This is a genomic window from Paenibacillus sp. (genome assembly GCF_035645195.1).
Taxonomy (GTDB): domain Bacteria; phylum Bacillota; class Bacilli; order Paenibacillales; family YIM-B00363; genus Paenibacillus_AE.
Map to the genome: position 1 here is coordinate 153809 of NZ_DASQNA010000007.1, position 21878 is coordinate 175686.

The 21878-nt window shown below is 57.4% G+C and carries 23 protein-coding genes; 10 read left to right on the forward strand and 13 right to left on the reverse strand.

Features of this window, described 5'->3' with window-relative positions; genetic code table 11:
• Nucleotides 1-37: 37 nt before the first annotated feature.
• Complete coding sequence (locus VE009_RS01795; RefSeq protein ID WP_414694763.1) at nucleotides 38-1633, reverse strand: ABC transporter substrate-binding protein; 1596 nt, start codon at nucleotides 1631-1633, stop codon at nucleotides 38-40.
• Nucleotides 1634-1964: 331 nt separating this feature from the next.
• Between VE009_RS01795 and VE009_RS01800 the strand changes: the two genes are divergently transcribed.
• From VE009_RS01800 to VE009_RS01810, 3 genes are all read left to right on the forward strand, one after another.
• Nucleotides 1965-4247, forward strand: a complete 2283-nt coding sequence (locus tag VE009_RS01800; RefSeq protein ID WP_325005674.1) for a helix-turn-helix domain-containing protein — start codon at nucleotides 1965-1967, stop codon at nucleotides 4245-4247.
• 81 nt (nucleotides 4248-4328) lie between these two features.
• On the forward strand, nucleotides 4329-5483 hold the full coding sequence (gene yhbH / locus VE009_RS01805) for a sporulation protein YhbH (RefSeq protein ID WP_325005675.1): 1155 nt from the start codon (nucleotides 4329-4331) through the stop codon (nucleotides 5481-5483).
• Between the two features lie 8 nt (nucleotides 5484-5491).
• Nucleotides 5492-6865 (forward strand): SpoVR family protein, encoded by a 1374-nt coding sequence (locus VE009_RS01810; protein WP_325005676.1) that lies wholly within the window; start codon nucleotides 5492-5494, stop codon nucleotides 6863-6865.
• Between the two features lie 39 nt (nucleotides 6866-6904).
• On the opposite strand, the gene VE009_RS01815 is transcribed toward VE009_RS01810, so the two are convergent.
• Together VE009_RS01815 and VE009_RS01820 are read right to left on the reverse strand one after the other, a co-directional pair.
• Nucleotides 6905-7447: a copper resistance CopC family protein gene (locus tag VE009_RS01815; protein ID WP_325005677.1), complete on the reverse strand. Its 543-nt coding sequence runs from the start codon at nucleotides 7445-7447 to the stop codon at nucleotides 6905-6907.
• Between the two features lie 16 nt (nucleotides 7448-7463).
• Complete coding sequence (locus tag VE009_RS01820) at nucleotides 7464-8060, reverse strand: YcnI family protein (RefSeq protein ID WP_325005678.1); 597 nt, start codon at nucleotides 8058-8060, stop codon at nucleotides 7464-7466.
• 198 nt (nucleotides 8061-8258) lie between these two features.
• Between VE009_RS01820 and VE009_RS01825 the strand changes: the two genes are divergently transcribed.
• Together VE009_RS01825 and VE009_RS01830 are read left to right on the forward strand one after the other, a co-directional pair.
• Nucleotides 8259-9065 (forward strand): sensor histidine kinase, encoded by an 807-nt coding sequence (locus VE009_RS01825; protein WP_325005679.1) that lies wholly within the window; start codon nucleotides 8259-8261, stop codon nucleotides 9063-9065.
• The gene (locus VE009_RS01830; RefSeq protein WP_325005680.1) at nucleotides 9062-9703 is read left to right on the forward strand and encodes a response regulator transcription factor; all 642 of its coding nucleotides are present in this window, start codon (nucleotides 9062-9064) and stop codon (nucleotides 9701-9703) included. The genes VE009_RS01825 and VE009_RS01830 overlap by 4 nt, the downstream gene beginning before the upstream one ends.
• A 40-nt stretch (nucleotides 9704-9743) precedes the next feature.
• Here VE009_RS01830 and VE009_RS01835 read toward each other — a convergent pair whose 3' ends face one another.
• Nucleotides 9744-10364 carry a hypothetical protein gene (locus VE009_RS01835; RefSeq protein ID WP_325005681.1) on the reverse strand — a complete coding sequence of 207 codons (621 nt, stop codon included), beginning with the start codon at nucleotides 10362-10364 and terminating at the stop codon, nucleotides 9744-9746.
• Between the two features lie 150 nt (nucleotides 10365-10514).
• Here VE009_RS01835 and VE009_RS01840 point away from each other — a divergent pair, with 150 nt between their 5' ends.
• A complete protein-coding gene (locus VE009_RS01840; protein WP_325005682.1) occupies nucleotides 10515-10709 on the forward strand; it encodes a hypothetical protein in 195 nt (64 codons plus the stop codon).
• A 100-nt stretch (nucleotides 10710-10809) separates the two neighbouring features.
• Here the strand turns inward: VE009_RS01840 and VE009_RS01845 are convergent, their stop codons facing one another.
• A complete protein-coding gene (locus VE009_RS01845; protein WP_325005683.1) occupies nucleotides 10810-11109 on the reverse strand; it encodes a hypothetical protein in 300 nt (99 codons plus the stop codon).
• Nucleotides 11110-11357: 248 nt separating this feature from the next.
• Between VE009_RS01845 and VE009_RS01850 the strand changes: the two genes are divergently transcribed.
• On the forward strand, nucleotides 11358-12278 hold the full coding sequence (locus VE009_RS01850) for a L,D-transpeptidase family protein (RefSeq protein WP_325005684.1): 921 nt from the start codon (nucleotides 11358-11360) through the stop codon (nucleotides 12276-12278).
• A 172-nt stretch (nucleotides 12279-12450) separates the two neighbouring features.
• On the opposite strand, the gene VE009_RS01855 is transcribed toward VE009_RS01850, so the two are convergent.
• The 3 genes from VE009_RS01855 to VE009_RS01865 all read right to left on the reverse strand — a co-directional run bounded on the left by VE009_RS01855 (nucleotide 12451) and on the right by VE009_RS01865 (nucleotide 13944).
• Nucleotides 12451-12975: a hypothetical protein gene (locus VE009_RS01855; RefSeq protein WP_325005685.1), complete on the reverse strand. Its 525-nt coding sequence runs from the start codon at nucleotides 12973-12975 to the stop codon at nucleotides 12451-12453.
• A 181-nt stretch (nucleotides 12976-13156) separates the two neighbouring features.
• Nucleotides 13157-13408 carry a hypothetical protein gene (locus VE009_RS01860; protein ID WP_325005686.1) on the reverse strand — a complete coding sequence of 84 codons (252 nt, stop codon included), beginning with the start codon at nucleotides 13406-13408 and terminating at the stop codon, nucleotides 13157-13159.
• A gap of 176 nt (nucleotides 13409-13584) precedes the next feature.
• On the reverse strand, nucleotides 13585-13944 hold the full coding sequence (locus VE009_RS01865) for a cupin (protein WP_325005687.1): 360 nt from the start codon (nucleotides 13942-13944) through the stop codon (nucleotides 13585-13587).
• 250 nt (nucleotides 13945-14194) lie between these two features.
• On the opposite strand from VE009_RS01865, the gene VE009_RS01870 reads away from it, so the two are divergent.
• Complete coding sequence (locus VE009_RS01870; protein ID WP_325005688.1) at nucleotides 14195-14365, forward strand: hypothetical protein; 171 nt, start codon at nucleotides 14195-14197, stop codon at nucleotides 14363-14365.
• Between the two features lie 365 nt (nucleotides 14366-14730).
• On the opposite strand, the gene VE009_RS01875 is transcribed toward VE009_RS01870, so the two are convergent.
• The 4 genes from VE009_RS01875 to VE009_RS01890 all read right to left on the reverse strand — a co-directional run bounded on the left by VE009_RS01875 (nucleotide 14731) and on the right by VE009_RS01890 (nucleotide 18520).
• A complete protein-coding gene (locus VE009_RS01875; protein WP_325005689.1) occupies nucleotides 14731-15453 on the reverse strand; it encodes an amino acid ABC transporter ATP-binding protein in 723 nt (240 codons plus the stop codon).
• On the reverse strand, nucleotides 15446-16144 hold the full coding sequence (locus tag VE009_RS01880; protein ID WP_325005690.1) for an amino acid ABC transporter permease: 699 nt from the start codon (nucleotides 16142-16144) through the stop codon (nucleotides 15446-15448). Before VE009_RS01880 ends, VE009_RS01875 begins: the two co-directional genes overlap by 8 nt.
• A gap of 65 nt (nucleotides 16145-16209) precedes the next feature.
• Complete coding sequence (locus VE009_RS01885; RefSeq protein WP_325005691.1) at nucleotides 16210-17091, reverse strand: ABC transporter substrate-binding protein; 882 nt, start codon at nucleotides 17089-17091, stop codon at nucleotides 16210-16212.
• Between the two features lie 79 nt (nucleotides 17092-17170).
• Nucleotides 17171-18520 carry an MATE family efflux transporter gene (locus VE009_RS01890; protein ID WP_325005692.1) on the reverse strand — a complete coding sequence of 450 codons (1350 nt, stop codon included), beginning with the start codon at nucleotides 18518-18520 and terminating at the stop codon, nucleotides 17171-17173.
• A gap of 164 nt (nucleotides 18521-18684) precedes the next feature.
• Between VE009_RS01890 and VE009_RS01895 the strand changes: the two genes are divergently transcribed.
• Both VE009_RS01895 and VE009_RS01900 read left to right on the forward strand, forming a co-directional pair.
• Entirely contained in the window at nucleotides 18685-19437 is a 753-nt protein-coding gene (locus VE009_RS01895; RefSeq protein WP_325005693.1) for a M15 family metallopeptidase, read from the forward strand.
• Nucleotides 19438-19521: 84 nt separating this feature from the next.
• Nucleotides 19522-19899, forward strand: coding sequence for a hypothetical protein (locus VE009_RS01900; protein WP_325005694.1), 378 nt, complete (start codon nucleotides 19522-19524; stop codon nucleotides 19897-19899).
• Nucleotides 19900-19926: 27 nt separating this feature from the next.
• On the opposite strand, the gene VE009_RS01905 is transcribed toward VE009_RS01900, so the two are convergent.
• A complete protein-coding gene (locus VE009_RS01905) occupies nucleotides 19927-21822 on the reverse strand; it encodes a PrkA family serine protein kinase (RefSeq protein WP_325005695.1) in 1896 nt (631 codons plus the stop codon).
• Nucleotides 21823-21878 lie beyond the last annotated feature (56 nt).

The window sequence follows — 21878 nt, forward strand, 5'->3', positions numbered from 1 at the left end:
GGGCGGCTTCGCCCCCGCCGAACCCCGGCAAGTCGAACTATTCGCGGTTGTTGAAGCGGTCAAGGGCAGCTTGACGGGCGCTGATTGCCTCTTCAATGCCCATTTCCTTAATCACGTTCACAAATTTATCGAAGTTTTCGATCGGCTCGGCTCCCATGATGAATTTGTTGAACATTTCGTCGCGGTACGTTTTTATGTCGTTCATAATCGAAGCCGATTTCGAGCTCTCCTCTGCGGTCAGCGTGATCGGCGGCATAATCTTGGAGTGATCCGCCTGCATCCACGCCAGCTGCGCGTCGCGCTGCTCGGGAAGCTTATAGAACTGCTCGATGTAGCGCTTATCCTGGACGAAGGGACCGCTGAACGAAGCGAGGAAATACTTCGCCATCGCCTGCGAAATCGGCAACTTATCCGGATTGTTCAGGATCGCATCGGTATAGGTCGGATAGCCGTTGACCATGTTGTAGCTTTCGCCTTCGATTCCGAAGTTGAACAGCAGATGTCCCTCTTCGCCGTACTTATAATCGAGCCATTTCACGATTTGCTCCGGATTGTCCGCGGTGACGCTGATGGCGGCGCCGATGCCCGTGAACGGATACGTATAATGGCCGAGCGCTTTCTCGCCCTCTTTCGCTGTCGGATACGGAATGCCCGCGAGCGAAGCGCTCGGGTTGCTCTCCTGAAGCAGCGGGATATAGCGGCCGATGCCGCTGCCGGCGTATACATTCATCATCCCGACCTGGTTACCGGTCACCTTCGCGTCCTTCAGCTTGGGATCGGTCGTCGCGTAGTCTTTGTCGATGAGTCCGTCCTTGTACCATTTGGCCATGGTCGCCAGAAATTCTTTGTACTCCGGCTCGATGGGACCGAACTTCACTTTGCCGTCTTCTTGGTAAAATTCATTGGTAATGCCCCAGGCGCCGACAAGCATATGGCTGAGCTCGATTTCATGGTTCGGGCTGATGGTGAACAGCAGAGGAATTTCGTCTTTCTTCCCGTTGCCGTTCGGGTCTTTATCGCGGAAGGCGGTCAGGACATTCTCCCAATCGCTTAACGTCTGCGGCATTTCGAGGCCGAGCTGATCCAGCCAGTCCTTCCGGACGGCCGGGCCGTTCACGACGGACAGCTTCTCGTCTCCAAGTAAATAGGGCATCACGTAAATATTGCCTTCGTCGGTCGTGATCAGCTTGCGCAGATCCGGCCTTTCGTTCAGAAGCTTGGTCAAGTTCGGCGCGTGCTGTTCGATCAGCTCGTTCAAGCGGATAATTCGTTTTTCCTTGATCAGGCTGTCCGCGCCTTTGGGTGCGGCGTTCCAGTTGTATTCGATGACGTCCGGAAGCTTGCCCGAGGCCAGCATCAGGTTGAACTGATCTTTTTCCTGTCCGACCGGCGGATGCTGAAACTCCACCTTCGTGCCGGTGATTTTCTCCAGCTCCCGATAAGCGGCGATTTCATTGTAGCTTTTCATCGTCGCCGCCACGTTCGAGTTGAGCGCCGTCCAGTAGGTGATCGATTCGGGGTACTCCGCCTGCGCCTTAAGTTCATCTTGCGTCTGCTCGGAAGGCGGCTGATCGGCCGCGTTCGACGAGTCGTTCGTATCGTTCGTATTCGAACCGCCCGTACAAGCACTCATAATAACGGTCAATAGGGTAAGGATGGCGATCGAGGATGCGGGTTTGTATTTGTTCACCACGGAGTTGACCCTCCTTCGGATAGTTACGAGTGAGCTCCCTCGCCCTTTCACTATAGAGCATGCGGGCACCTCTGCCCATAATCTCTTGCCCTTGAAGACTAACCGATCTTCACATCCCGGGATAAACCGGTATAATCGGGTAAACTGTTCTTCGCATTCCGCCTGCGATGATTGTCTAAGCGTCTGGATTGTGTTAAAATCGCACCCATATTTATCACATTCAAGATTTGAACGATCATGGATCACAAAAGGTCGCAAAGGAGGAGCGGAGTTGCTGAAACGCCGGAAAAATGTATTCCTCACCCTTTGGCTGTCCTACTTCCTCATTTTGCTTATTCCCGTTACGATCTTCGTCTTTCTCTATGCCAATGTGGAGAAAACGATGGTTCAAAATGCGAACCGGTCCAATCTTGCCTTGTTGGAGCAAGCAGGCGAAATTTTAGAGAACCAGATGCAGGACATCGACCGGCTCGTCTCCCAAATCTCCACCCATCCCAAGCTCCAAACGCTCTGGAATTTGAATGACGGCGAGCGTTATTTGGAATATTCGGAGGCGGTCACCGCTCTCCGCAACATGCGCTTCGGCGACGATATCGTGGACAACTTCTTTATCCGGCTCGACAAAACGGATGTCATTCTCACACCAACGCTGAAAACGGATACAAATACATTTTTGACCCACATCTCACCCTATCGGGACCTGACCGCCGAGGAGGCGCGGGATCGGTTCTTCACCGGCTCCCACTACAGAACCTGCTGGCCGTCGGCCGCCGTCATGGATACCGCCATACCGAAGAACGTCATCACCTGCGCCTTTACTCTGCCCCTCGGCGAAATGGATAACGGCCGTGCGACCCTCGTCGTCCAAATCGGCGAACAGCAAATTTTCAATATCTTGAAGCGTACGGATTGGGCCGGCGAAGGCTCGATCTTTATCGTGAACGATGCCGGTCAAGTGCTGCTGTCCGCCCCGCAAAGCGAGCTGCCCCGCGATATTATCTACAAAACGGATGCAGGCAGTCATTACGAGAGCTATCGCATGGACGGTCGGAACATGATGCTTTCCTACACGCGGGGCGATAGCGGCTGGAGATATGTGTCGATCATGCCGGAGGAGCTCGTACTGCGCCGGGTGAACGAGCTCAAGGGGTGGGCGTTCACGCTGCTCGTCGTCGTTCTGCTGGCCGGTACGGGCGCAGCGCTATGGATGGCCTACCGCAGCTACAGCCCGATCAGGAACATTGTGGAGACGCTGCTTAGCGGGAAAGGAAAACCGGCGCCGGGCGGAAACGACTATGAATTCATTCAATCCTCCATCAAGCAGAAGATGCTGGAGAGCGAAGAGCTGCAGCAGAAGCTTCGCGGCCATCTGCCCGTCGTTCGGGCGCACTTTCTGACCCGTCTCTTGAAGGGGCAGATCGACCCGAACGATCTGCAGGAAAGCACGTTCGACTACATGGGCGTCCGCTTTCCGACAGAGTATTTCTGCGTGCTGCTCTTCGAGGTGGACGATCATACGGAATTCGGGCGCAGCGATAGCGAGGAGGAATGGGCGCTTGTCCGGTTTGTCTTAATGAATCTGAATACCGAATTAATCGGCGACAACGGCTATGTGGTCGAAACCGACATTAACCGGCTGGCCGTTCTGCTCAGCGTAGAGGGCCCTTCGGAGGCTGCGAAAAAAGCTAGAGCGGAGCTCATCGACGATTTGAAGCAAGTGATCGAGAACCGGTTCCGCTTGAAGATTACGGTCGCCACCAGCTCGATCCATCAAGGCGTCAGCTCGGTCAAGCTTTGCTATGAAGAAGCGCTCAGCGCGCTGGATTACCGGATTATCCACGGCATCAATTCCGTTATTTATTTCGACGATCTGGTGAAGCTGGAGACGGCCTATTACCATTACCCGATCGAAACGGAAATCCAGTTGATGGGCTATCTGAAAAGCGGGAAATACGATCAGGCCGCCGAGCTTCTGAATGAATTATACGAGCATAACATCGTTTCCCTCGGCCTCACGCCGGAGATGGGTAAATGCTTGTTCTTCGACCTGCTCAGCACAGTCATGAAGGTGCTCGGCGCGCTCAAGATCGACGAACGGGATGCATTCGGGGGGACCGATCCCGTGAAGCATATTATGAGCTGCACCTCCGCGCGCGAAATGCTGCGCAACATTCAGGAGCTGTGCAAGATTATTTGCGACAATGTACTTGAAGCGAGAAGCGGACAGAGCTCGCAGCTTAACGACGAGATCCGGGCCTATATCGCGCAGCACGCCTCCGAGAACGGTCTGAGCCTCACCTCGATCAGTACGCACTTCGGGCTCTCCCCGCAGTATGTATCGACCTTCTTCAAAAAACAAAACGGTATGAATTTAACCGATTATATTATGGAGAAGCGGATGGAGGAAGCCAAGCGCTATCTCTCCGATCCGAGCCTAACCCTCCTGCAGGTCGCGAACAAAGTCGGCTACGCAACCGATATCGGATTTATTCGCGTCTTTAAGCGGCTCGAAGGCATGACGCCGGGCAAATACCGCGAGATGATCGGACAATAACGAATCGCGCCTTCCCCATTCATCACCCCCGTCCCCCCCGCATATATTGATTTACAAGACCCAATCGACGGGGGTGCATCGATGACGGAGCCGTTATTTATCGTTTCCCGGGAGGATTGGTCGCTCCACCGCAAAGGGTACGAAGACCAATCCCGGCATCAGCAGCGCGTGAAAGACGCGTTAAAACGGAACCTGTCCGACATCGTGTCCGACGAGAGCATCATTTTGTCGGACGGCCGGAAGCAAGTGCGGGTTCCGATCAAGAGCCTCGACGAATTCCGCTTCCGCTTCAACTACACCAAGAGCAAGCACGTCGGCCAAGGCGACGGCGACAGCAAGGTCGGCGACGTGCTCGGGCGCGACCCGCAGCCGGCGCAGCAAGGCAGCGGCGAGGGCGGCGCCGGCGACAAGCCCGGCGATGACGTGTACGAGGCCGAAGTCGACATGGAGGAGCTCGAGAACGTCCTGTTCGAGGATTGGGAGCTGCCGGACCTGAAGCGGAAAGAGAAGCAGATCGTCCAGACCGAGCATATCCGCTTCACCGACGTGCGCAAGAAGGGCATGATGAGCAACATCGACCGCAAGCGCACTTTGCTCGAGAACTTGAAGCGCAACGCGACGCGCGGCGTCCGCGGCTTCGGCGGCATTACGCCCGACGACCTGCGGTTCAAGACGTGGGAGACGATCCAAAAGCCGGAGTCCAGCGCCCTCATCATCGCGATGATGGATACGTCCGGCTCGATGGGCTCCTTCGAGAAATACTGCGCGCGCAGCTTTTTCTTCTGGATGACCCGCTTCCTGCGCCGCAAATACGAGCATGTAGAAATCGTGTTCATCGCCCACCACACCGAAGCGAGAGTCGTCACCGAAGAAGAGTTTTTCACGAAGGGCGAAAGCGGCGGCACGATCTGTTCGTCCGCGTACCAGAAGGCGCTCGAGCTGATCGACACGAAATACCCGCCGTCGCAATACAACATCTACCCGTTCCACTTCTCCGACGGCGACAATCTGACGAGCGACAACGAGCGCTGCGTGAAGCTCATCAAAGAGCTGCTGAAGCGGAGCAATTTGTTCGGCTACGGCGAAGTGAACCAGTACAATCGAAGCAGCACGCTCATGTCCGCGTACCGCAACATCGGCGAGCCCGGCTTCATGTACAGCATCATTAAGGAGAAGGGCGAAGTGCTGAAGGCGCTGCGTTCGTTTTTCGGCAAAAAGGAGACCGCGGGGGGGTAAGGCAATCGATGCTCGCAGAGGAACAAAAACAGCTGGAAGCGGCGATCGAAGAAATTACGGACATCGCGCGGAATTTCGGGCTTGATTTCTACCCGATGCGCTACGAAATTTGCCCCGCGGACATCATCTACACGTTCGGGGCGTACGGCATGCCGACCCGGTTCAGCCACTGGAGCTTCGGCAAAAGCTTCCATCGCATGAAGACGCACTACGACCTCGGCCTTTCGAAAATTTACGAGCTCGTCATCAACTCGAACCCGTGCTACGCGTTCCTGCTCGACGGCAACTCGCTCATCCAGAACAAGCTGATCGTCGCGCACGTGCTCGGTCACTGCGATTTCTTCAAGAACAACGTCCGCTTCTCCCGCACGAACCGCGACATGGTCGAGAGCATGGCGGCGACGGCGGAGCGCATCCGCAGCTACGAGATCGAGTACGGCACCGACGCGGTCGAGCGGTTCCTCGACGCGGTGCTCGGCATCCAGGAGCATATCGACCCGAGCCTCACGCGGCCGATCCGCCCGGAGGCGGTGCGCAAGGACGCGGCGGCTTCCGCGGCGAAGTCGACGGAGCCGGATTCGCCGTACGACGACCTGTGGGAGCTCGACGAGGAAGCGAAGCGCAACGCGGCCGAAGAGCCGGAGAAGAAGCGCTTCCCGCCGGAGCCGGAGAAAGATTTGCTCTGGTTCATCGAGCAGTACGCGCGCGGGCTCGAGCCGTGGCAGCGCGACATCCTCACCGTCATGCGCGAGGAAATGCTCTATTTCTGGCCGCAGATCGAGACGAAAATCATGAACGAAGGCTGGGCTTCCTACTGGCACATCCGCATTCTGCGAGAGCTCGACCTGACGCCGGAGGAGACGATCGAGTACTCGAAGCTCAACTCGTCGGTCGTCGTGCCGTCCCGTCATCAGCTCAACCCGTATTACCTCGGGTACAAAATATTCGAGGATATCGAGAAACGGTTCGGCCGGGAGTACATGTTCGAGGTGCGGGAGCTGAACTCCGACCAGTCGTTCCTCCGGAACTACTTAACGAAGGAACTTGTCGACGAGCTCGACCTGTACGTGTTCGAGAAGCGCGGGCAGGAATGGCTCATTACCGACAAATCGTGGGAGCGCGTTCGCGACCAGCTCGTCGCCTCGCGCGTCAACGGCGGCTTCCCGGTCATCCGCGTGTACGACGGAGACTATATTACGAACGGCGAGCTGTACCTCAAGCACGAGTTCGACGGGGTCGAGCTCGATGTGAAATATTTGGAGCGCACGCTCCCGTACGTGCATCAGCTGTGGGGGCGCACGGTCCATCTCGAGACGATGGTCGAGGATAAGAAAATCGTCTTCACGTACGACGGGAAAAAGCATCATCGACGATTTTTATAGTAAAAAGCTGCCTTCGGCAATGCGCGAAGGCAGCTTTTCTCATTTCTTCCGTCTTACGAACGCGAGCGCGACGATGAACAAGATGGCGCCTGCGCCTAAATAGTAGTACAAGCTGTTATCCCCGCTCGGCTCTTGCGCAGGTTCGGGTTCGGACGGCTGCCGTTCCGCTTGAGGCGTCTCGGCGCCTTCCTCCGTCGCTGCGCTATCTTCCGGAGCCGTCGTTTCCTCTTGCACAGGAAGGTCTACCGTGAACGAATACTCCTTCTCGATGCGATGGCCGTCCGCCGCCACGATATTGTAGATCACTTGGTACTGTCCGCTCGACAGCGGCTCCTGAAGCGTCCCGGTCAGCGTCGTCTTGCCGACGGACGTCTGCACGGGAATTTCCTGCCCCTGACCGTCAAGAAGCGCCAACGTGCTCAAATTTTCGATTCTCGAGTTAAATTCCAATACGATTTCCGTCAACGGCTGCGTCACGACCTCTTGGTCGCCCGGCGCAGCATGCTTCAGGGTCGCATGGGCGAACGCTCCGGCAGGGAACAGCATCGACAGCAGCACGATCATTATTGCGATTCGTTTCATATTTCCTCTCGCCTCTTCATGATGTTTTGGCCGGTCGGCCTTTCCTTAAAGATATCGCCAAGGATAGAGCCCCTAGCACGACGGCGACGATCGACAAGGTCAGCGAAAGCGATCCTTCCCGTTCGTCATAGCCGCCTGCATTCTCGCTTGGAACGATGGTCGTCACCGATGCGGGCAGATCCGAATCCGACGGTCCGGCCCATGCCACGACGCTCCCGTCTCCATAGTACTGATGGGCTTCCCAAATCAACGCTTCCGCATCGTCGGCGATTTTCCCGGAGACGTTGAACTCCGCGAACTCCGTCGCCAGCAGCCCCTGGCCTTCCGCCGTCCAAGCGATGCCGGTCACTTTATCCTCCGCATCTCTCGTCAAGGTGTACGTCCACCCCGGTTTCGGTTCGACTCTCGATATGTTCACTTCTTCCGGAATGCGCACTTCGACTTTCACGGTCGGGGTGTCCTCCGCCTCGCTCGGGACGCGCACCGTAAACTTTTCGTACGCTCCCGGGTTCGCTTCTTTGGGCCATACCGTGACATGCGCGACGGCCGTCCCCGCGAATAACGCGAGCGCGGCGACGCTCCCCGCTAAGAGGCACGCTGCCTTTTTCATCATTTGCATTCTCTCCCTGCTTCCCTCTATCCGATTCGGGCTGCCCCAAGGTTTTTGATATACTTGTTCTTGAACGACGTTCCCTGCACAAGTATATCGCGGCGCTTCGAAACGGAAATCACCCGAACGGGTGATTTTCGGGTCGGCTGCGGACGGTAAAATGTAGCATACGCGTTTGAATTCCCGGGGGGAGTTGTTTCCTTGACATACCGAACTCTAAAACTGCTGACCATCCTGCTCCCGCCTGTCATCATCGGCGGGTTCGAGTTTCTTCGGCACGATTGGCTGCTTGCGCATTTGTCCATGGAAGCGGGCAACGTGTATATCACGATCATTTCTCTGATCTTGTCGTACTTGTTCGCGACGTGGATGTTCCGAAAGATCGAACGGATGAACGAGCGTCTCGCCGCCGCCCAAACCGAGCGCGCCGTTTACGAGGAAAGGGAGCGTCTCGCGAGCGAGCTGCACGATAATATCGCGCAGACGTTATTTTTTCTGAATGTGAAGCTGAAAAAAGGGGAGCTGGACGAGGCGAGGGCGGCCGTCGCCGAAATCGATCAGAATTTGCGCCAAGCGATATTCAACCTTCGTTCCAAACCCGAAGAGGCCGGCTCCCTGCCCGCTCGGCTCCGCAAATGGCTGGCCGAATGGCAAACCGTCACGGGGATCGAGGTGGCGGAGGACCTTCGGGTCGAGGAGCGTTACTTCAGCATAGCGGAAGAAGTGCTGTTGTTCGGCATCGTGCAGGAGGCGTTCACGAATATACGAAAGCATGCCCGCGCGACGCGAACGGAAATCCGGTTCGCGACCGACCCGAACGAATGGTCGTTGACGATCAAGGACAACGGGGAGGGGCTTCCTCCGGCTTCCCCCGCCGGCAACTCCTACGGCTTGACGCTGATCAACGAAAGAGTGAAAGGCATCGGAGCGTCGATCGCCCTCTCCTCCGCGGAAGGGCAAGGCACGACGATGTTCATCCATGGGCGCAGAGGGGGATCCGCCAAATGAATCCGTATCGCGTGCTGATCGTCGACGATCATCCTTTGGCGCGAAACGCCGTGAAATCGATTCTAGAGCTCTCCCCCCGGTATCTCGTCGTCGGCGAGGCCGCCAATGGGGCGGAGGCATGCGAGCTTAGCGGTCAGCTCCTGCCCGATTTGATTCTCATGGATATCAACATGCCCGGCATGAACGGTCTGGAAACGACGCGCCGCATCAAACAGCAATTTCCCTTGATCAAAATCGTTATTCTGAGCGTTTCCGACGATGTCGCCGATCTGTTCGCCGCCATTCAGTTCGGAGCGCAAGGGTATCTGCTGAAAAATATGGAGCCGGACCATTGGATCGATTATTTGGATTCGCTGTTCGAGGGCAAGGACGATGTTTCCAGAGAAATGGCCGGAAAAATGCTGTACCAATTCCGGGAGAGCAAAGGGCAGCAAGACGATCATCTGTTGACGGAGCGAGAGAAAGAGATTCTGGCGTACATCGCGCACGGCAATACGAACAAACAGATCGCCGAGCAGCTTTGCATTACGGAAAATACGGTGAAGACGCATATTAAACATCTTTTGGAAAAGCTGCATCTCCAAAACCGGGTGCAGCTGGCTTCTTATGCCTTTAATAAGGGGATCGCCGGAAGGTGAGTTCCCGTAAACACGAACCGGCAGGAAAGCGGATAGCTTCCTACCGGTTCGTTTTGTTGTATGATCTCCAGCGCCAAGCCGCGAGTATCGTCCACCCGAAAGGCAGTGCCGATGTCAGCGCGAGCACCCATGCGATCGGTTGGAACAGCGTGAAGACGATGCCGGCGATGCCGAGCGCGCCGCTCAGCGCCCCCCATGTCGTCCCGGAGCCGAGCGCGACCGCCAGCCACGCCGGAATCATGGCGAAATACCCGAGCAGCAAGCCGTTCGCGAATAAGCTGGCGGCGAGCGTTCCGGCATGTTCATGAGCGTCGATGCGGTCTACCGCGATCGGCAAGCCGCCGAGCTCGATCGACAGCGCGGTCAGCCACATCGCGATCGAGCAGACGGAGAGCGCGGCGGCGGCGAAAGAAAGCGGCCTCGTCCGGCCTTCGTGCCCGAAGCCGATCGCGAGCCCGCCTAACCATAAGACGATGCCGACGGCCATCAGCGCATGGTCCCACACCCACTGCGTACGGCGCTCGGCGATGAACCGGATCGGCAAGTCCGCATGCCACGGATCCAACGTGAGCGGATGCAGCGCCGAGGCTAATGCGACGATCGCCGCGCCTGTCAGCGTCCATCCCGCCGCCCAACCCGGAACCCCCGTCCGTCGTTCCATTCCGATCCCCCACTTCGAGTCAAAGCTACTAGCATTATAGGGGGAACCGAGGCGAAACATACCTACTGTTCCGGCCCGGGAATACGCGCCGGTCGGGTTGGGCAAAATCCACCGAGAAACATCCCCACATGTAGAAAGGACGAACTTCCCATGGCGATGAAACCCGCGAACGAACGAGCGGACGACATGACGGCGGAGACGAAATCGGCGCCCGCCACCTCCGCGAAAGAAAGCAACGAGAACGATCTCCAGTTGAAACAGGAGCAGCCCGCATTCAAGGAAAGCGGGAAAATCGCTTCGGAGAAGCTGCGGTACGAGCATGCCGACGACATTTACCCTACTTGACCAGCTTACCCGCTGACGAAACGCTTGAACAGCGCTTCGCAACGCCAAGAGCCGTTCCCTCGCCTGCGCGATGGGGACGGCTCTTTAGGTCTTTCAGGGCTTAGTAATAATGGCCGGGATGGTACCCGTGGCCGTACCCGTGGCCGTAACCGTACCCGTACGGATAGCCGCCGTAGGGATACGGACCGTACACGTACGGCGACGTTCCGATGGCGAGCAAATCGAACAGCGCCAAAGGAAGAATCGCTTTCGTTTTCACTTTTTTCCCGCCGTTTTGCTGCAAATAAATGCGGTCCCCTTGTATGCGAACCAGCTTTCCGCTGACGACCGTGCCGTCGCGCTTTTGGGCGTACACCCGTTTTCCTGTCAGGCTTGCAGCCTTCTGCTTCGAAATCGCCATGTCGAGGCCTCCTCTATCCGCTGAAAAGTGAAGTGCTCCCATTATGCTATGTCCTTCCGGACAGCGGGGAGTGGACAGAGCTCCCGGTTCGTTGGCGGAATTTGCTGCAGCTCCGGCCGGCCAGCTTAGGCTCTTGCATGCCGGGCTTTCCGGCGGCTGCCGCCGGCTCAAGGAGTAGGCATAAAGTCCAAGCGCCCCTCGATATATTGGTTAAGGCCGCCCGCTTACCAATATATGGAGGTGCCGATTTGATTTTATCGACAATTCGCCGCAGCGTCTCGATCGCCGCGGCAATGGCGCTGCTTATCGCGCTGTTCGGCCTGGCCGCCCCGGCCCTCGGCTCGACCGGCGTTTCCTCGAACGATGCCCTGCTGATCGTCAACAAATCGACGAACGAGCTCGCTTATTTCCGAGACGGCGCGTTGGAACGCGTGTTTCCCGTCGCGACGGGCAGGACCAAGGAGCTAACGCCCGAAGGGACTTTCCCGATCGTGAATAAGATCATCGATCGCCCTTACTATAAGGAGAAAATTCCCGGAGGAGACCCCGCCAATCCGCTCGGGCGCCGCTGGCTGGGGCTTCGGGTCGGGAAAACCGAAGGGACGACGTATGCGATCCACGGCAACAGCAACCCCTCCTCGATCGGGAAATACGTAAGCGCCGGATGCATTCGGATGCATAACGACGATATCGAGTGGCTGTTCGAACAAATCGCCGTCGGCACGAAGGTCGTCATCACGTCGTCGGAGCTTTCCTTCGAAAAGCTGGCCGCGAAGCACGGGTACGAGTTGCTGCGTCCGTTCCCCGCCTCGCTGCTGATCGACGGCGCGGCGTACGAGCTGCGGCGGACGATGCTTGTGTACCGCGGGGTTACGTACTTGCCGCTGCGCGAATGCTTCGAGCTGCTCGGCGGCACGGTGCAGTGGGATGCCGCCGCGCGCACGGCGACCGTCGTCTTCGAGTCGAGCGTCATCGCGCTGCAGCCGGGCGCGCCGACGGCGCTCGTCGACGGCGAAGAAGCCGCGCTCGCCTCGCCGGCGCGCCTCGTGAACGGCGCCCTTATGGTGCCGCTGCGGGATATGGCGGTGCTCGCCGGCTGGACCGTGCATTGGGACGCGGAAGCGCGCGCCGTGGTGTTGAGCGGCGCGGCGCCCGAGCCGGAGGTATAAAGTGTTGGACTGGAGTCGTTGAATTAGCGCGTTTTTGAGTTGAAGAATCCGTCAGCTTTTAAAAAATTAGTTGTAGACTGATCCATTAAAGAAGCAGCGGCGGTCCAAGACTTAAAAAATAAAGTCTTAGACCGCCGCTGTTGTCATTCAACAAACGTCCCCGATAGCGTAATTAATAAAGGCTTGGTGGAAGGTCAATGTCTCCTTGTAGAAGTCCTTCTTTTTCAATCTCATGACGAATATCAATATAGATATTTCTTACAGAGTTGGGGTCCTGAACCCTGACTGCTTGTAAGTGCTTAGCGTATATTTGGAGGATTTCATTAATCTTTCCTGCCACTTGTTCATCCGTCGGTTTACTCCAGTACATTGTTAAAAGCCAGCGCATCTCGTAAGGAATCACATAATACACCTTACCGCTGGCATCATAAGCAAAGTTTGGGTCGATGTCCCCCAATCTTGAAAAAACCGCCTCCGCCGAAGCCAAAGCCTCATTTGATGCGACTCGATAGTGATATTTTTGGTCCGCATCAATTTTGAAGCTTTCGCTGAAAGCATTGGTTGCACGAACCAGTTCCGATTGGTACTTGGTAAATGATTTGTTAATCTGATCTTTCTTGTCTATGGCGTGCCATACGTTTAAACCAAGACTTATTATCAACAGCATGAAAAGCAATATTTTTTTCCATTTATTCAAACTTCTGAACCCCTTATTGATTCTTTTCATCAAGTATGCCCTTTTCTTTGTATGCAACATAACTGCCCAGATAGTTGAGCGGTCGGCCGGAAAGAAAAACAGCGATGGACGGCTCCATCGCTACACTCTTGTCTCCGTTAGCTTAAAGTTTCCAAGGACGTTCTTTCGGCTTGATTAGAATTCAATAATACTTAAGTTCACTTTCATCAACAATGCCTCTATAAATAATTGTATAAAACGTATTTCCATCATATTCATATGCTGTGTAAGGCACTATTCTGTTGTTTCTTACTGTAAATTTTTCTACAGATACAAATTGTGCAATGGCTTCTTCTTTACTGTAAAAATTTACTGGAAAATAAAAATCCTCGCCCTCGTTTTCCCATCCCTGATACTTTGCACTTATTACATGAAACTTCTCCTCTGATGCCATAATTCATCCCTTCACTAATGTAATTTTTCATACTCCAAGTTTCCTTGCATTCTATTTCTTTGAAATCATTCAAATATCCTGCCCGTTTGTTCAATGGCTAGGCCCGTTAACGAAACGTAGCGGTTGATTGGTCCGCCGCTGCGCTCTTGTCCCCGATGGTGGTTCAATGACAAGCATCACTTCAAATGTTTCATTAACTGGCTTGGGTTAAGTTGAGAAGATTCAATTATGACAACAGTCATACCCATCTTTGAGCCTGATTCGTGCCACTCACCTTCCGTCCAGAAAGCTGCTTGACCTGATTTTATCGGAACTTTGACACGATCTTCCCCTGTTACAAAGCCCTCGCCTTGAATAACAAGGAACAGTTGCGGGTTTGTTGCTTGATGGTAGCCTATAACACCTTCCTCACCCAGATGAATGCAACCAACCTGAAAAGAATGCTCACTTCTCACGATCGGCGTGATCGAAGCTTGCAAAGAGTTAAACGCATAAATTGGCTTGGAAACTCCTCTGTCAAACCGATATAGTTCCATAATTGCTCTCTCCTCGTCGAAACCGCACTACTGCCCAGTTAGCTTAACGCCACCGCTGCCAGTCTAGAACTTTATTTTCACGGTCTAACACTTTATTTACTCAGTCTACAACTTTATTTTCATGAGACAGGAGGAGACGTAGGCGGCAGGCGCCGGCAGTGCACTTATTGGAATTTTCTGACTACATTTCGCGCATAAGGGAATACTGTTTCTGTACCTCCATTTTCCAAAACAGAGGCAGGTGAACCCAATGGAAGCGGATATGACCGCATTGGACGTCATTGAGGAAATCAGGCGGCTCCGTCGGAACGGAAACCCGTTGTCCAAGAAGAAAATCAAGGAGTCCCATCCGCAGCTCATTCGGAACGCGCTGTATTACTTCCCGAGCTGGGACCATGCCGTCCAGCAGGCGGAAGCTTAACGCGCGGCCCGATTGACCGTTGAAGCCGCTCTTGCCTGATGACCCCGCCGCAGGGGGACGGCGCCCTGCTCGCATCGACCGCCCGCTCCTCGTCCCCGAGGGGCGGGCGGTCTTGTTCGTCGGGGGGCGTTGCGCAGGCCGCACCGCGGCGATTAAGCGCAGCTTTGCGCTTATCCCGCCTCCGGCAGGCCGCGCCGCGGCGATTAAGCGCAGCTTTGCGCTTATTCCGCCTCAGGCAGGCCGCGCCGCGGCGATTAAGCGCAGCTTTGCGCTTATTCCCGCCAACGCAAAACATCCCCGCAGCGAAAGCGATGGACCAACCATCGCCCCGCCCGGGGATGCACCATGCGCCATATGCGCCTGCCTTACAACACCTTGCGCAAAAACTCCTTCGTCCGCGGATGCTGCGGATCGGCGAACAGCCGCTCCGGCGGCCCCTCCTCGACGATGACGCCGCCGTCCATGAACACAACGCGGTCGCCGACTTCGCGAGCGAAGCCCATCTCGTGGGTGACGACGACCATCGTCATCCCTTCCCGCGCCAACTCGCGCATGACGTCGAGCACCTCGCCGACCATCTCCGGATCGAGCGCCGACGTCGGCTCGTCGAACAGCATGACCGCCGGCTGCATCGCGAGCGCCCGCGCGATCGCGATGCGCTGCTTCTGGCCGCCCGACAGCTGCGACGGATACGCCTCCGCTTTGTCCTGCAGCCCGATGCGGGCGAGCAGCTTCATCGCCAAAGCCCGTGCCTCCGCGTCCGGCATGCCCTTCAGCTTCTTCGGCGCGATCGTAATGTTGTCGATGACCTTCAAGTGCGGAAACAGATTGAACTGCTGGAACACCATGCCCATCCGCTCGCGCAGCTTGTTGATGTCCGTCTTGCGCCCCGTAAGCGGCAAACCGTCGAACTCGATTTCGCCGGACGTCGGCGTCTCGAGCAAATTCAAGCAGCGCAGGAACGTGCTCTTGCCGGAGCCGCTCGGCCCGATGACGACGACGACCTCGCCCTTCGCGATGGTCGTGTCGATGCCTTTCAGCACGTGAATCTTGCCGAAGCTCTTCGTCAATCCCGTTACTTTAATCACCGGCGCGCATCCTCCTTTCCAGCAGTCCGACCAGCTTCGACAGCGTGAAGATGACGACGAAATAGAACAGCGTCACGATCAAATACGGCTCAAGCCCTTTGTACGTAATGCCTCGAATGACGCCCGCTTTGTACATCAGCTCGCCGACGCCGATGATCGACACGACCGCCGTCTCCTTCATCACGACGACGAACTCGTTGCCGAGCGCCGGAATGACGTTCTTCACCGCCTGCGGCATAATGATCAGCCGCATCGCCATGCCGTGCGGCATGCCGAGCGAGCGCGCCGCTTCCATCTGCCCTTTGTCGACGGACATAATGCCCGCGCGCATAATTTCCGCGACATACGCCGACGAGTTGATCGAGAGCGCGATCACGCCGTAGAAGAAGATCGAAGGCAGCCCCATCATGTCCGGAATGGCCGGAAACAGCTGCGTGCCCCCGAAATAAATGAGCGATACCTGCACGATCGCCGGCGTCGAACGCAGGAAGTCGATGTACGCAGCCGCGATCCAGCGCAGCGGAGCGATACGCGACAGCCGCAGCAACGCCACGACCGTGCCGAGCAGCACGCCGAACACGATGCTGGCGACGCCGAGCATCACGGTAAATTTCAGGCCGTCATAGTAAAACGTTTGATATTTTGTGAAAATGTCGACGAGCGTATCCCAAGTGCTCTGCTTCTCCGGCATGACCGGCTTCCCCTCCTAAGACGGAAAAAGAGACAGCGGGTGTTCCGCTGCCCCCTCGCCTTCCGTTATTCCATCGCGTTCGTCGCGTCCGTGACGAACTGATCGATTTTGCCTTCTTGCTTGAGTCGCGCCAGCGTCGCGTTCACCGCTTCGACGAGCTCGGCGGAGCCCTTCGGCAGCGCGATCGCGGAGCCCGCTTCATCCTGCTCCAGCTTAATGTCCGCAAACACGAGCTCCGGATTCGCGGCGATATACGCCTTCGCGACCGGCTCTTCGACGACGACCGCTTCGACGTTGCCCGCCTTCAAGTCCAGGATGAGATCCGGCAGCTTCGAAAGCGCGCGGAGCTCGGAATTCGGCATTTGGTCCGTAACGACGCCTTCTTGGATCGCGCCGAGCTGCGCGCCGACTTTCTTGCCGGCGAGCGACTCGATCGTCGTGTACGTCGCTTGGTCCGCCGCGCGAACGATGACTTTCTGAATAGCCGTGTAATACACGTCCGAGAAATCGACCGCTTCGGCGCGCTCCGGCGTCGGCGTCATGCCGGCGACGACCATGTCGATGTTGCCCGACTGCAGCGCCGTAAGCAGACCGTCGAAGCCCATGTCGGTGATAACGAGCTCGACGCCGAGGTCGGCCGCGATCTCTTTCGCGATCTCGATGTCGAAGCCGATGATCGTGTCTTTGCCGTCGATGATTTTATGGAACTCGTACGGCGGGTAGTCCGCGCTCGTGCCGAGGCGAAGCTTGCCCGACGCTTTGATCGTCTCGAGCAGGTTCGTTGGCGCAGGCTCCTCGGCCGCTGGCTCCTCCGTCGCCGGCTGCGTCACTTCGCCGCCCTGCGTCGCGTCGCCGGCGTTGTTTTGCCCGCATGCCGCTACGACCAGAGATAAGGCAATAATTGCCAAAATTGTGAGCCAAAATGGTTTTTTCTCTTTATTTCCCAATATAAGTCCCTCCTGCATTCGCATATTTATGCAATATGATTCACGATTATAAACCACCGTTCAGCCGCGCGCAACTCTATTATTTCCCGGAATCGCCTGCCAATTGTTTCATCCGAACCTGCGACCAATCCGTGCGGTAATAGCGAACCATCAGCGTCAGTCCGAACACGGTCATATATAGGTACAGCGATACCCAAGCGCCGTAGCTGCCCCAATCGAACACGAACACCGACAAATACGCCGCGGGCAAAAACAGCAGCCAGTTGAGCGCGACCGCCGTCTTCATCAAAAACGCGGTATCGCCGATGCCCCGGAGGCCCCCGCCGTAAAAATTGTAGAACCCGTCGAACAGCTGCAGGAACGCCGCCACGCGAATCAGGTGCGCCGTCAATTCGTACACCTCGGGGTCATGAGAGTACCACCGGGCGATTTGCTCCGCGAAGACGAATTCGATTGCTCCGAGCAGCAGCAGGAGCAAGCTGCCGAGCACCGCGGTGTGCGTGCCGAGCTTCCGCGCGAGCTCCGGCGCGCCCCGGCCGATTTCTTGCCCGACGAGAATCGTCGCCGTCGCGCCGAAGGCGAACGCCGGCATGAACCCGAACGACATGACGTTGAGCGCGACCTCGTTCGCCGCGACCGCCGTCGTGCCGAGCTCCATGACGAACCGGGTGAAGATGAGCATCGCGACGCTCATGGCGAATTCCTGCAGCCCGAGCTTGCCGCTCTCCGCGGACACGAGCTTGATTTCCGCCAGCGACGGCTTCATGCGCCGTCTCGTCCCGAAGCGGCGCCCCATGCGCACATAATAAACGTAGAAACACCCGAGCAGCCCGATCGCTTCGCCCGCCAGCATGCCCCAGCCCGCCCCGGCGAGGCCGAGCTCCGGCAGCCCCCAACGTCCGAAGGCGAGCCCGTACGTGAGCGCGATCATGACGCCGTTGCCGAGTACGGTCAGCAGCATCGGCGTGCGCGTGTCGCCGACGCCGCGCATAAACCCGTGGTAGACGAAGATCGGAATCGAGCAAGCCATCGCCGCGAACCGAAGCTGCAGATAGGGCGTCCCTTCCTTAACGAACGCCTCGCTCCCGCCCATCAGCGTCAAAATCACCGCCGAAGCGAACCAGCCGACGACGAATACGGCCCCGCCCATGACGAGCGCCACCAGCAAAGCGACGTACGTGCGCCGCACGCCTTCGTCCATCCGCTCTGCGCCGTAGCTCTGCGCGACCAAGTAATTTATCGTATGCCCGAGCCCCGAAAAGAGTGCCCAGGCATTGTACATAATAATATTGCTGACGCCGACGATGGCGATGACGAGCGCGCCCAGCTGCCCGACCAAAATCAGGTTGATCGTGCCCGACGCCGTCATCGTCGCGAACGATAAGATCGAAGGCAGCGCCAGCGCGAGTATCGTTTTCCAATGCCGCATGAATTGGTTCCTCCTCGGATTCCCGTCTCCCGACCGGAACAGGGCGGGACCGCAATCCATTCTATCACAAGGACAAGCCGCATACATTCATAGCAAGCAGACGACCGACCTAAAACCGCAAAAAACCGATAACCATGATCAAAAAAATGGAGGGAATGCACCTCATGCCCAAGCCCACGTACCGCCGCTTCTTGATCGCGGCGCTCGCGCCGCTTCTGCTGTTCGCCGCCTACCGCGCCGCCGACCTCGCGCACGAGCGGCTCGCCGCGACGCACCCGGCGGCGGTCGCCGCCGCGAAGCCGGAGCCCTCGCTGCGGTTCGCGAACGAGCGCACGGCCGCCGACATCGCGGTCGTCGTCAACCGCGAGCACCCGCTGCCGCCGAATTACGCGCCCGACGATCTGACCGAGCCGGACATTCCGTTCGCCTTCGACGGCGCGCACGAGAAGCGGCTCCTGCGCGAACCGGCCGCCCGGGCGGCGGAGCAGCTGTTCGACGCCGCGAAGCGGGACGGCGTCCGGCTCGTCGGCGTGTCCGGCTACCGGTCGTTCGAGACGCAGCAGGCGCTGTTCGCTTTTAACGTGCGCACGAAAGGGCGCGATCATGCCGAGCGCTACAGCGCCGTCGCGGGAGCAAGCGAGCATCAAACCGGGCTCGCCCTCGACGTGTCGGCGCGCAGCGTCGGCAACCGGCTCGTCCCGGCGTTCGCCGCGACGAAGGAGGGGCGCTGGCTCGCGGACAACGCCTACAAATTCGGCTTCGTCATCCGCTATCCCCGGGATAAGGAGGATATCACCGGCTACGCCTACGAGCCGTGGCATATCCGATACGTCGGACGCGACGCCGCTTTGACCGCGTATGCGTACGATTTGACGCTCGAGGAGATGGCGGAGCCGCTGCCCGTATTTTCACAATAATCGGAAGTTTCTACCTTCGCCGGATTGTGGTAAATTGGAAGTAGTTTGAATCGCTAGGACAGCCGGTTGGGGGGAACGGAATTGTTGAGAGACGTATTGACGGAAGCGGAACTTCGGATGCTGCTCGGCGAGGAGGAGGCCGCCGCCGCCCCTGGGGACTCCGCGTGGGACGAGCAGGACCGGAAGCTGCTGCACGCGCTCGTGCGCAATCAGCTCCGGCTGCTCCACATGATCGAAGACATGCAGTCGGAGCTCCGATTGCTCAAGGCGGCCGCGTCCGGCGGCCGCCCCGATAAGGAAACCGTCTGGAAGCTCGAGCCGCTGCCGCTGCCGTTCATGTCGCAGGCGGGCGGCGCCTTCGAACACGCCGCCTCCGGCCAAGAAGCCGACGGCGAAAAGCAAAAAGCCCCCGCCGCGGAAGTATCGCGGAAGGAGCGGCATAAGCGCAAGTCGTTCTGGTAAGGCGGATCCGGTCCGCCTTGCCGCCCGTCAGCGGTTCAGCAGGCTGCCTACGTACCTGAGCAGCTCGTTGGCGCAAACGGGGCAATAGCCGTGCTCGTCGATCAGACGTTTGATAACCTCGTTCATCTTCTTTAGCTGCGTTTCGTCCGGCGTCTTCGTCGACGTCGTAATTTTCACCACGTCTTTCAGATCGGCGAACAGCTTCTTCTCGATCGCCTCGCGGAGCCGCTCGTGCGTACCGTACTCGAACGTCTTCCCTTTCCGGGCGTACGACGACATCCGAATCAGAATTTCTTCCCGGAACGCCTTCTTCGCGTTCTCCGAGATGCCGATTTGCTCCTCGATCGACCGCATCAGCCGCTCGTCGGGATCCATCTCTTCTCCGGTGAGCGGATCGCGAATCTTCGTCCAGTTGCAATACGCCTCGACGTTGTCGAGATAGTTTTCGAACAGCGTCTTCGCCGACTCCTCGAACGAATACACGAACGCCTTCTGCACTTCCTTCTTCGCGATCGTGTCGTACTCTTTGCGCGCGAGCGAAATGAAGTTCAGGTTCCGATCCCGCTCCTCCTTCGTGATCGACGGGTGCTGGTCTAATCCGTCTTTGATCGCGCGCAGCACGTCGAGGGCGTTGATGCACGTCATGTCGTGGCGGATCAGCGCGGACGAAATCCGGTTGATGACATAGCGCGGATCGACCCCGCTCATGCCTTCGTCGAGGAATTCGTTCTGCATCTCCTTCACGTCCGCCGCTTTGTACCCTTCGATCGCTTCGCCGTCGTACATGCGCATCTTTTTGACCGGGTCCATGCCCTGCTTCTTCGATTCCTTCAGGCGCGTCATGACCGAGAACATCGCCGCCGCGCGGAGCGCATGAGGCGCGATATGTACATGGTTCATATCCGAGTTCGCGATCAGCTTCGCGTAAATTTTCTCTTCGTCCGATACGCGCAAGTTGTACGGAATCGGCATGACGATCATCCGGGACTGAAGCGCTTCGTTCTTCTTGTTCGCGATGAACGCTTTGTACTCCGTTTCGTTCGTGTGCGCGACGATCAATTCGTCCGCGCTGATGAGCGCGAACCGCCCCGCTTTGAAATTGCCCTCCTGCGTCAGCGACAGCAAGTTCCACAGAAATTTCTCGTCGCACTTCAGCATTTCCTGGAATTCCATGAGGCCGCGGTTCGCCTTGTTCAGCTCGCCGTCGAACCGGTACGCCCGCGGGTCGGACTCCGAGCCGTACTCGGTGATCGTCGAGAAGTCGATGCTGCCGGTCAGATCCGCGATGTCCTGCGACTTCGGATCGGACGGCGAGAACGTGCCGATGCCGACGCGGTTTTCCTCGGAAATGAGCACCCGTTCGACGCGCACGTTTTCAATTTTTCCGTCGTACTCCGTTTTCAGGCGCATTTGGCACGACGGGCACAGGCTGCCTTCGATTTTGACGCCTAACTCCTTCTCGACTTCGGGACGCAGGCCGTGCGGAATGAGGTGCAGCGGCTCCTCGTGCATCGGGCAGCCCTCGATCGCGTAAACGGCGCCGCGTTCCGTACGGGAGAACTGTTCGAGCCCTTTCTTGAGCAACGTGACGATCGTCGATTTGCCGCCCGACACCGGTCCCATCAGCAGCAGAATGCGCTTGCGCACGTCAAGCCTGCGAGCCGCCGAATGGAAATATTCCTCGACCAGCTTCTCCAGCGCGCGTTCGAGACCGAATATTTCTTTCTCGAAAAACATATATCGGTTTTGGCCGTCCACGTTCTCGACGCCGGCGCTTTTGATCATCTCGTACACGCGGGCATGGGCGGTCATGGCGAGATACGGCTTCTCGCGGACAAGTTCGAGGTACTCGGCGAATGTGCCGGACCACGCAAGATGTTCCTCTTCACTTCGGAATTGCGAGATACGCTTTAGGATGTCCATAGCATAACCTCCTTCTCGGACGCTGGAAAAGCAGCAATGCACCTGGGCGGCGGAGG

Bases quoted from the DNA above. Each gene is read 5' to 3' on its own strand.
- VE009_RS01795 (WP_414694763.1), bottom strand. From the start codon at position 1,633: ATGAGTGCTTGTACGGGCGGTTCGAATACGAACGATACGAACGACTCG.
- yhbH (WP_325005675.1), top strand. From the start codon at position 4,329: ATGACGGAGCCGTTATTTATCGTTTCCCGGGAGGATTGGTCGCTCCAC.
- VE009_RS01810 (WP_325005676.1), top strand. From the start codon at position 5,492: ATGCTCGCAGAGGAACAAAAACAGCTGGAAGCGGCGATCGAAGAAATT.
- VE009_RS01815 (WP_325005677.1), bottom strand. From the start codon at position 7,447: ATGAAACGAATCGCAATAATGATCGTGCTGCTGTCGATGCTGTTCCCT.
- VE009_RS01820 (WP_325005678.1), bottom strand. From the start codon at position 8,060: ATGATGAAAAAGGCAGCGTGCCTCTTAGCGGGGAGCGTCGCCGCGCTC.
- VE009_RS01830 (WP_325005680.1), top strand. From the start codon at position 9,062: ATGAATCCGTATCGCGTGCTGATCGTCGACGATCATCCTTTGGCGCGA.
- VE009_RS01835 (WP_325005681.1), bottom strand. From the start codon at position 10,364: ATGGAACGACGGACGGGGGTTCCGGGTTGGGCGGCGGGATGGACGCTG.
- VE009_RS01840 (WP_325005682.1), top strand. From the start codon at position 10,515: ATGGCGATGAAACCCGCGAACGAACGAGCGGACGACATGACGGCGGAG.
- VE009_RS01845 (WP_325005683.1), bottom strand. From the start codon at position 11,109: ATGGCGATTTCGAAGCAGAAGGCTGCAAGCCTGACAGGAAAACGGGTG.
- VE009_RS01860 (WP_325005686.1), bottom strand. From the start codon at position 13,408: ATGGCATCAGAGGAGAAGTTTCATGTAATAAGTGCAAAGTATCAGGGA.
- VE009_RS01865 (WP_325005687.1), bottom strand. From the start codon at position 13,944: ATGGAACTATATCGGTTTGACAGAGGAGTTTCCAAGCCAATTTATGCG.
- VE009_RS01870 (WP_325005688.1), top strand. From the start codon at position 14,195: ATGGAAGCGGATATGACCGCATTGGACGTCATTGAGGAAATCAGGCGG.
- VE009_RS01880 (WP_325005690.1), bottom strand. From the start codon at position 16,144: ATGCCGGAGAAGCAGAGCACTTGGGATACGCTCGTCGACATTTTCACA.
- VE009_RS01890 (WP_325005692.1), bottom strand. From the start codon at position 18,520: ATGCGGCATTGGAAAACGATACTCGCGCTGGCGCTGCCTTCGATCTTA.
- VE009_RS01895 (WP_325005693.1), top strand. From the start codon at position 18,685: ATGCCCAAGCCCACGTACCGCCGCTTCTTGATCGCGGCGCTCGCGCCG.
- VE009_RS01905 (WP_325005695.1), bottom strand. From the start codon at position 21,822: ATGGACATCCTAAAGCGTATCTCGCAATTCCGAAGTGAAGAGGAACAT.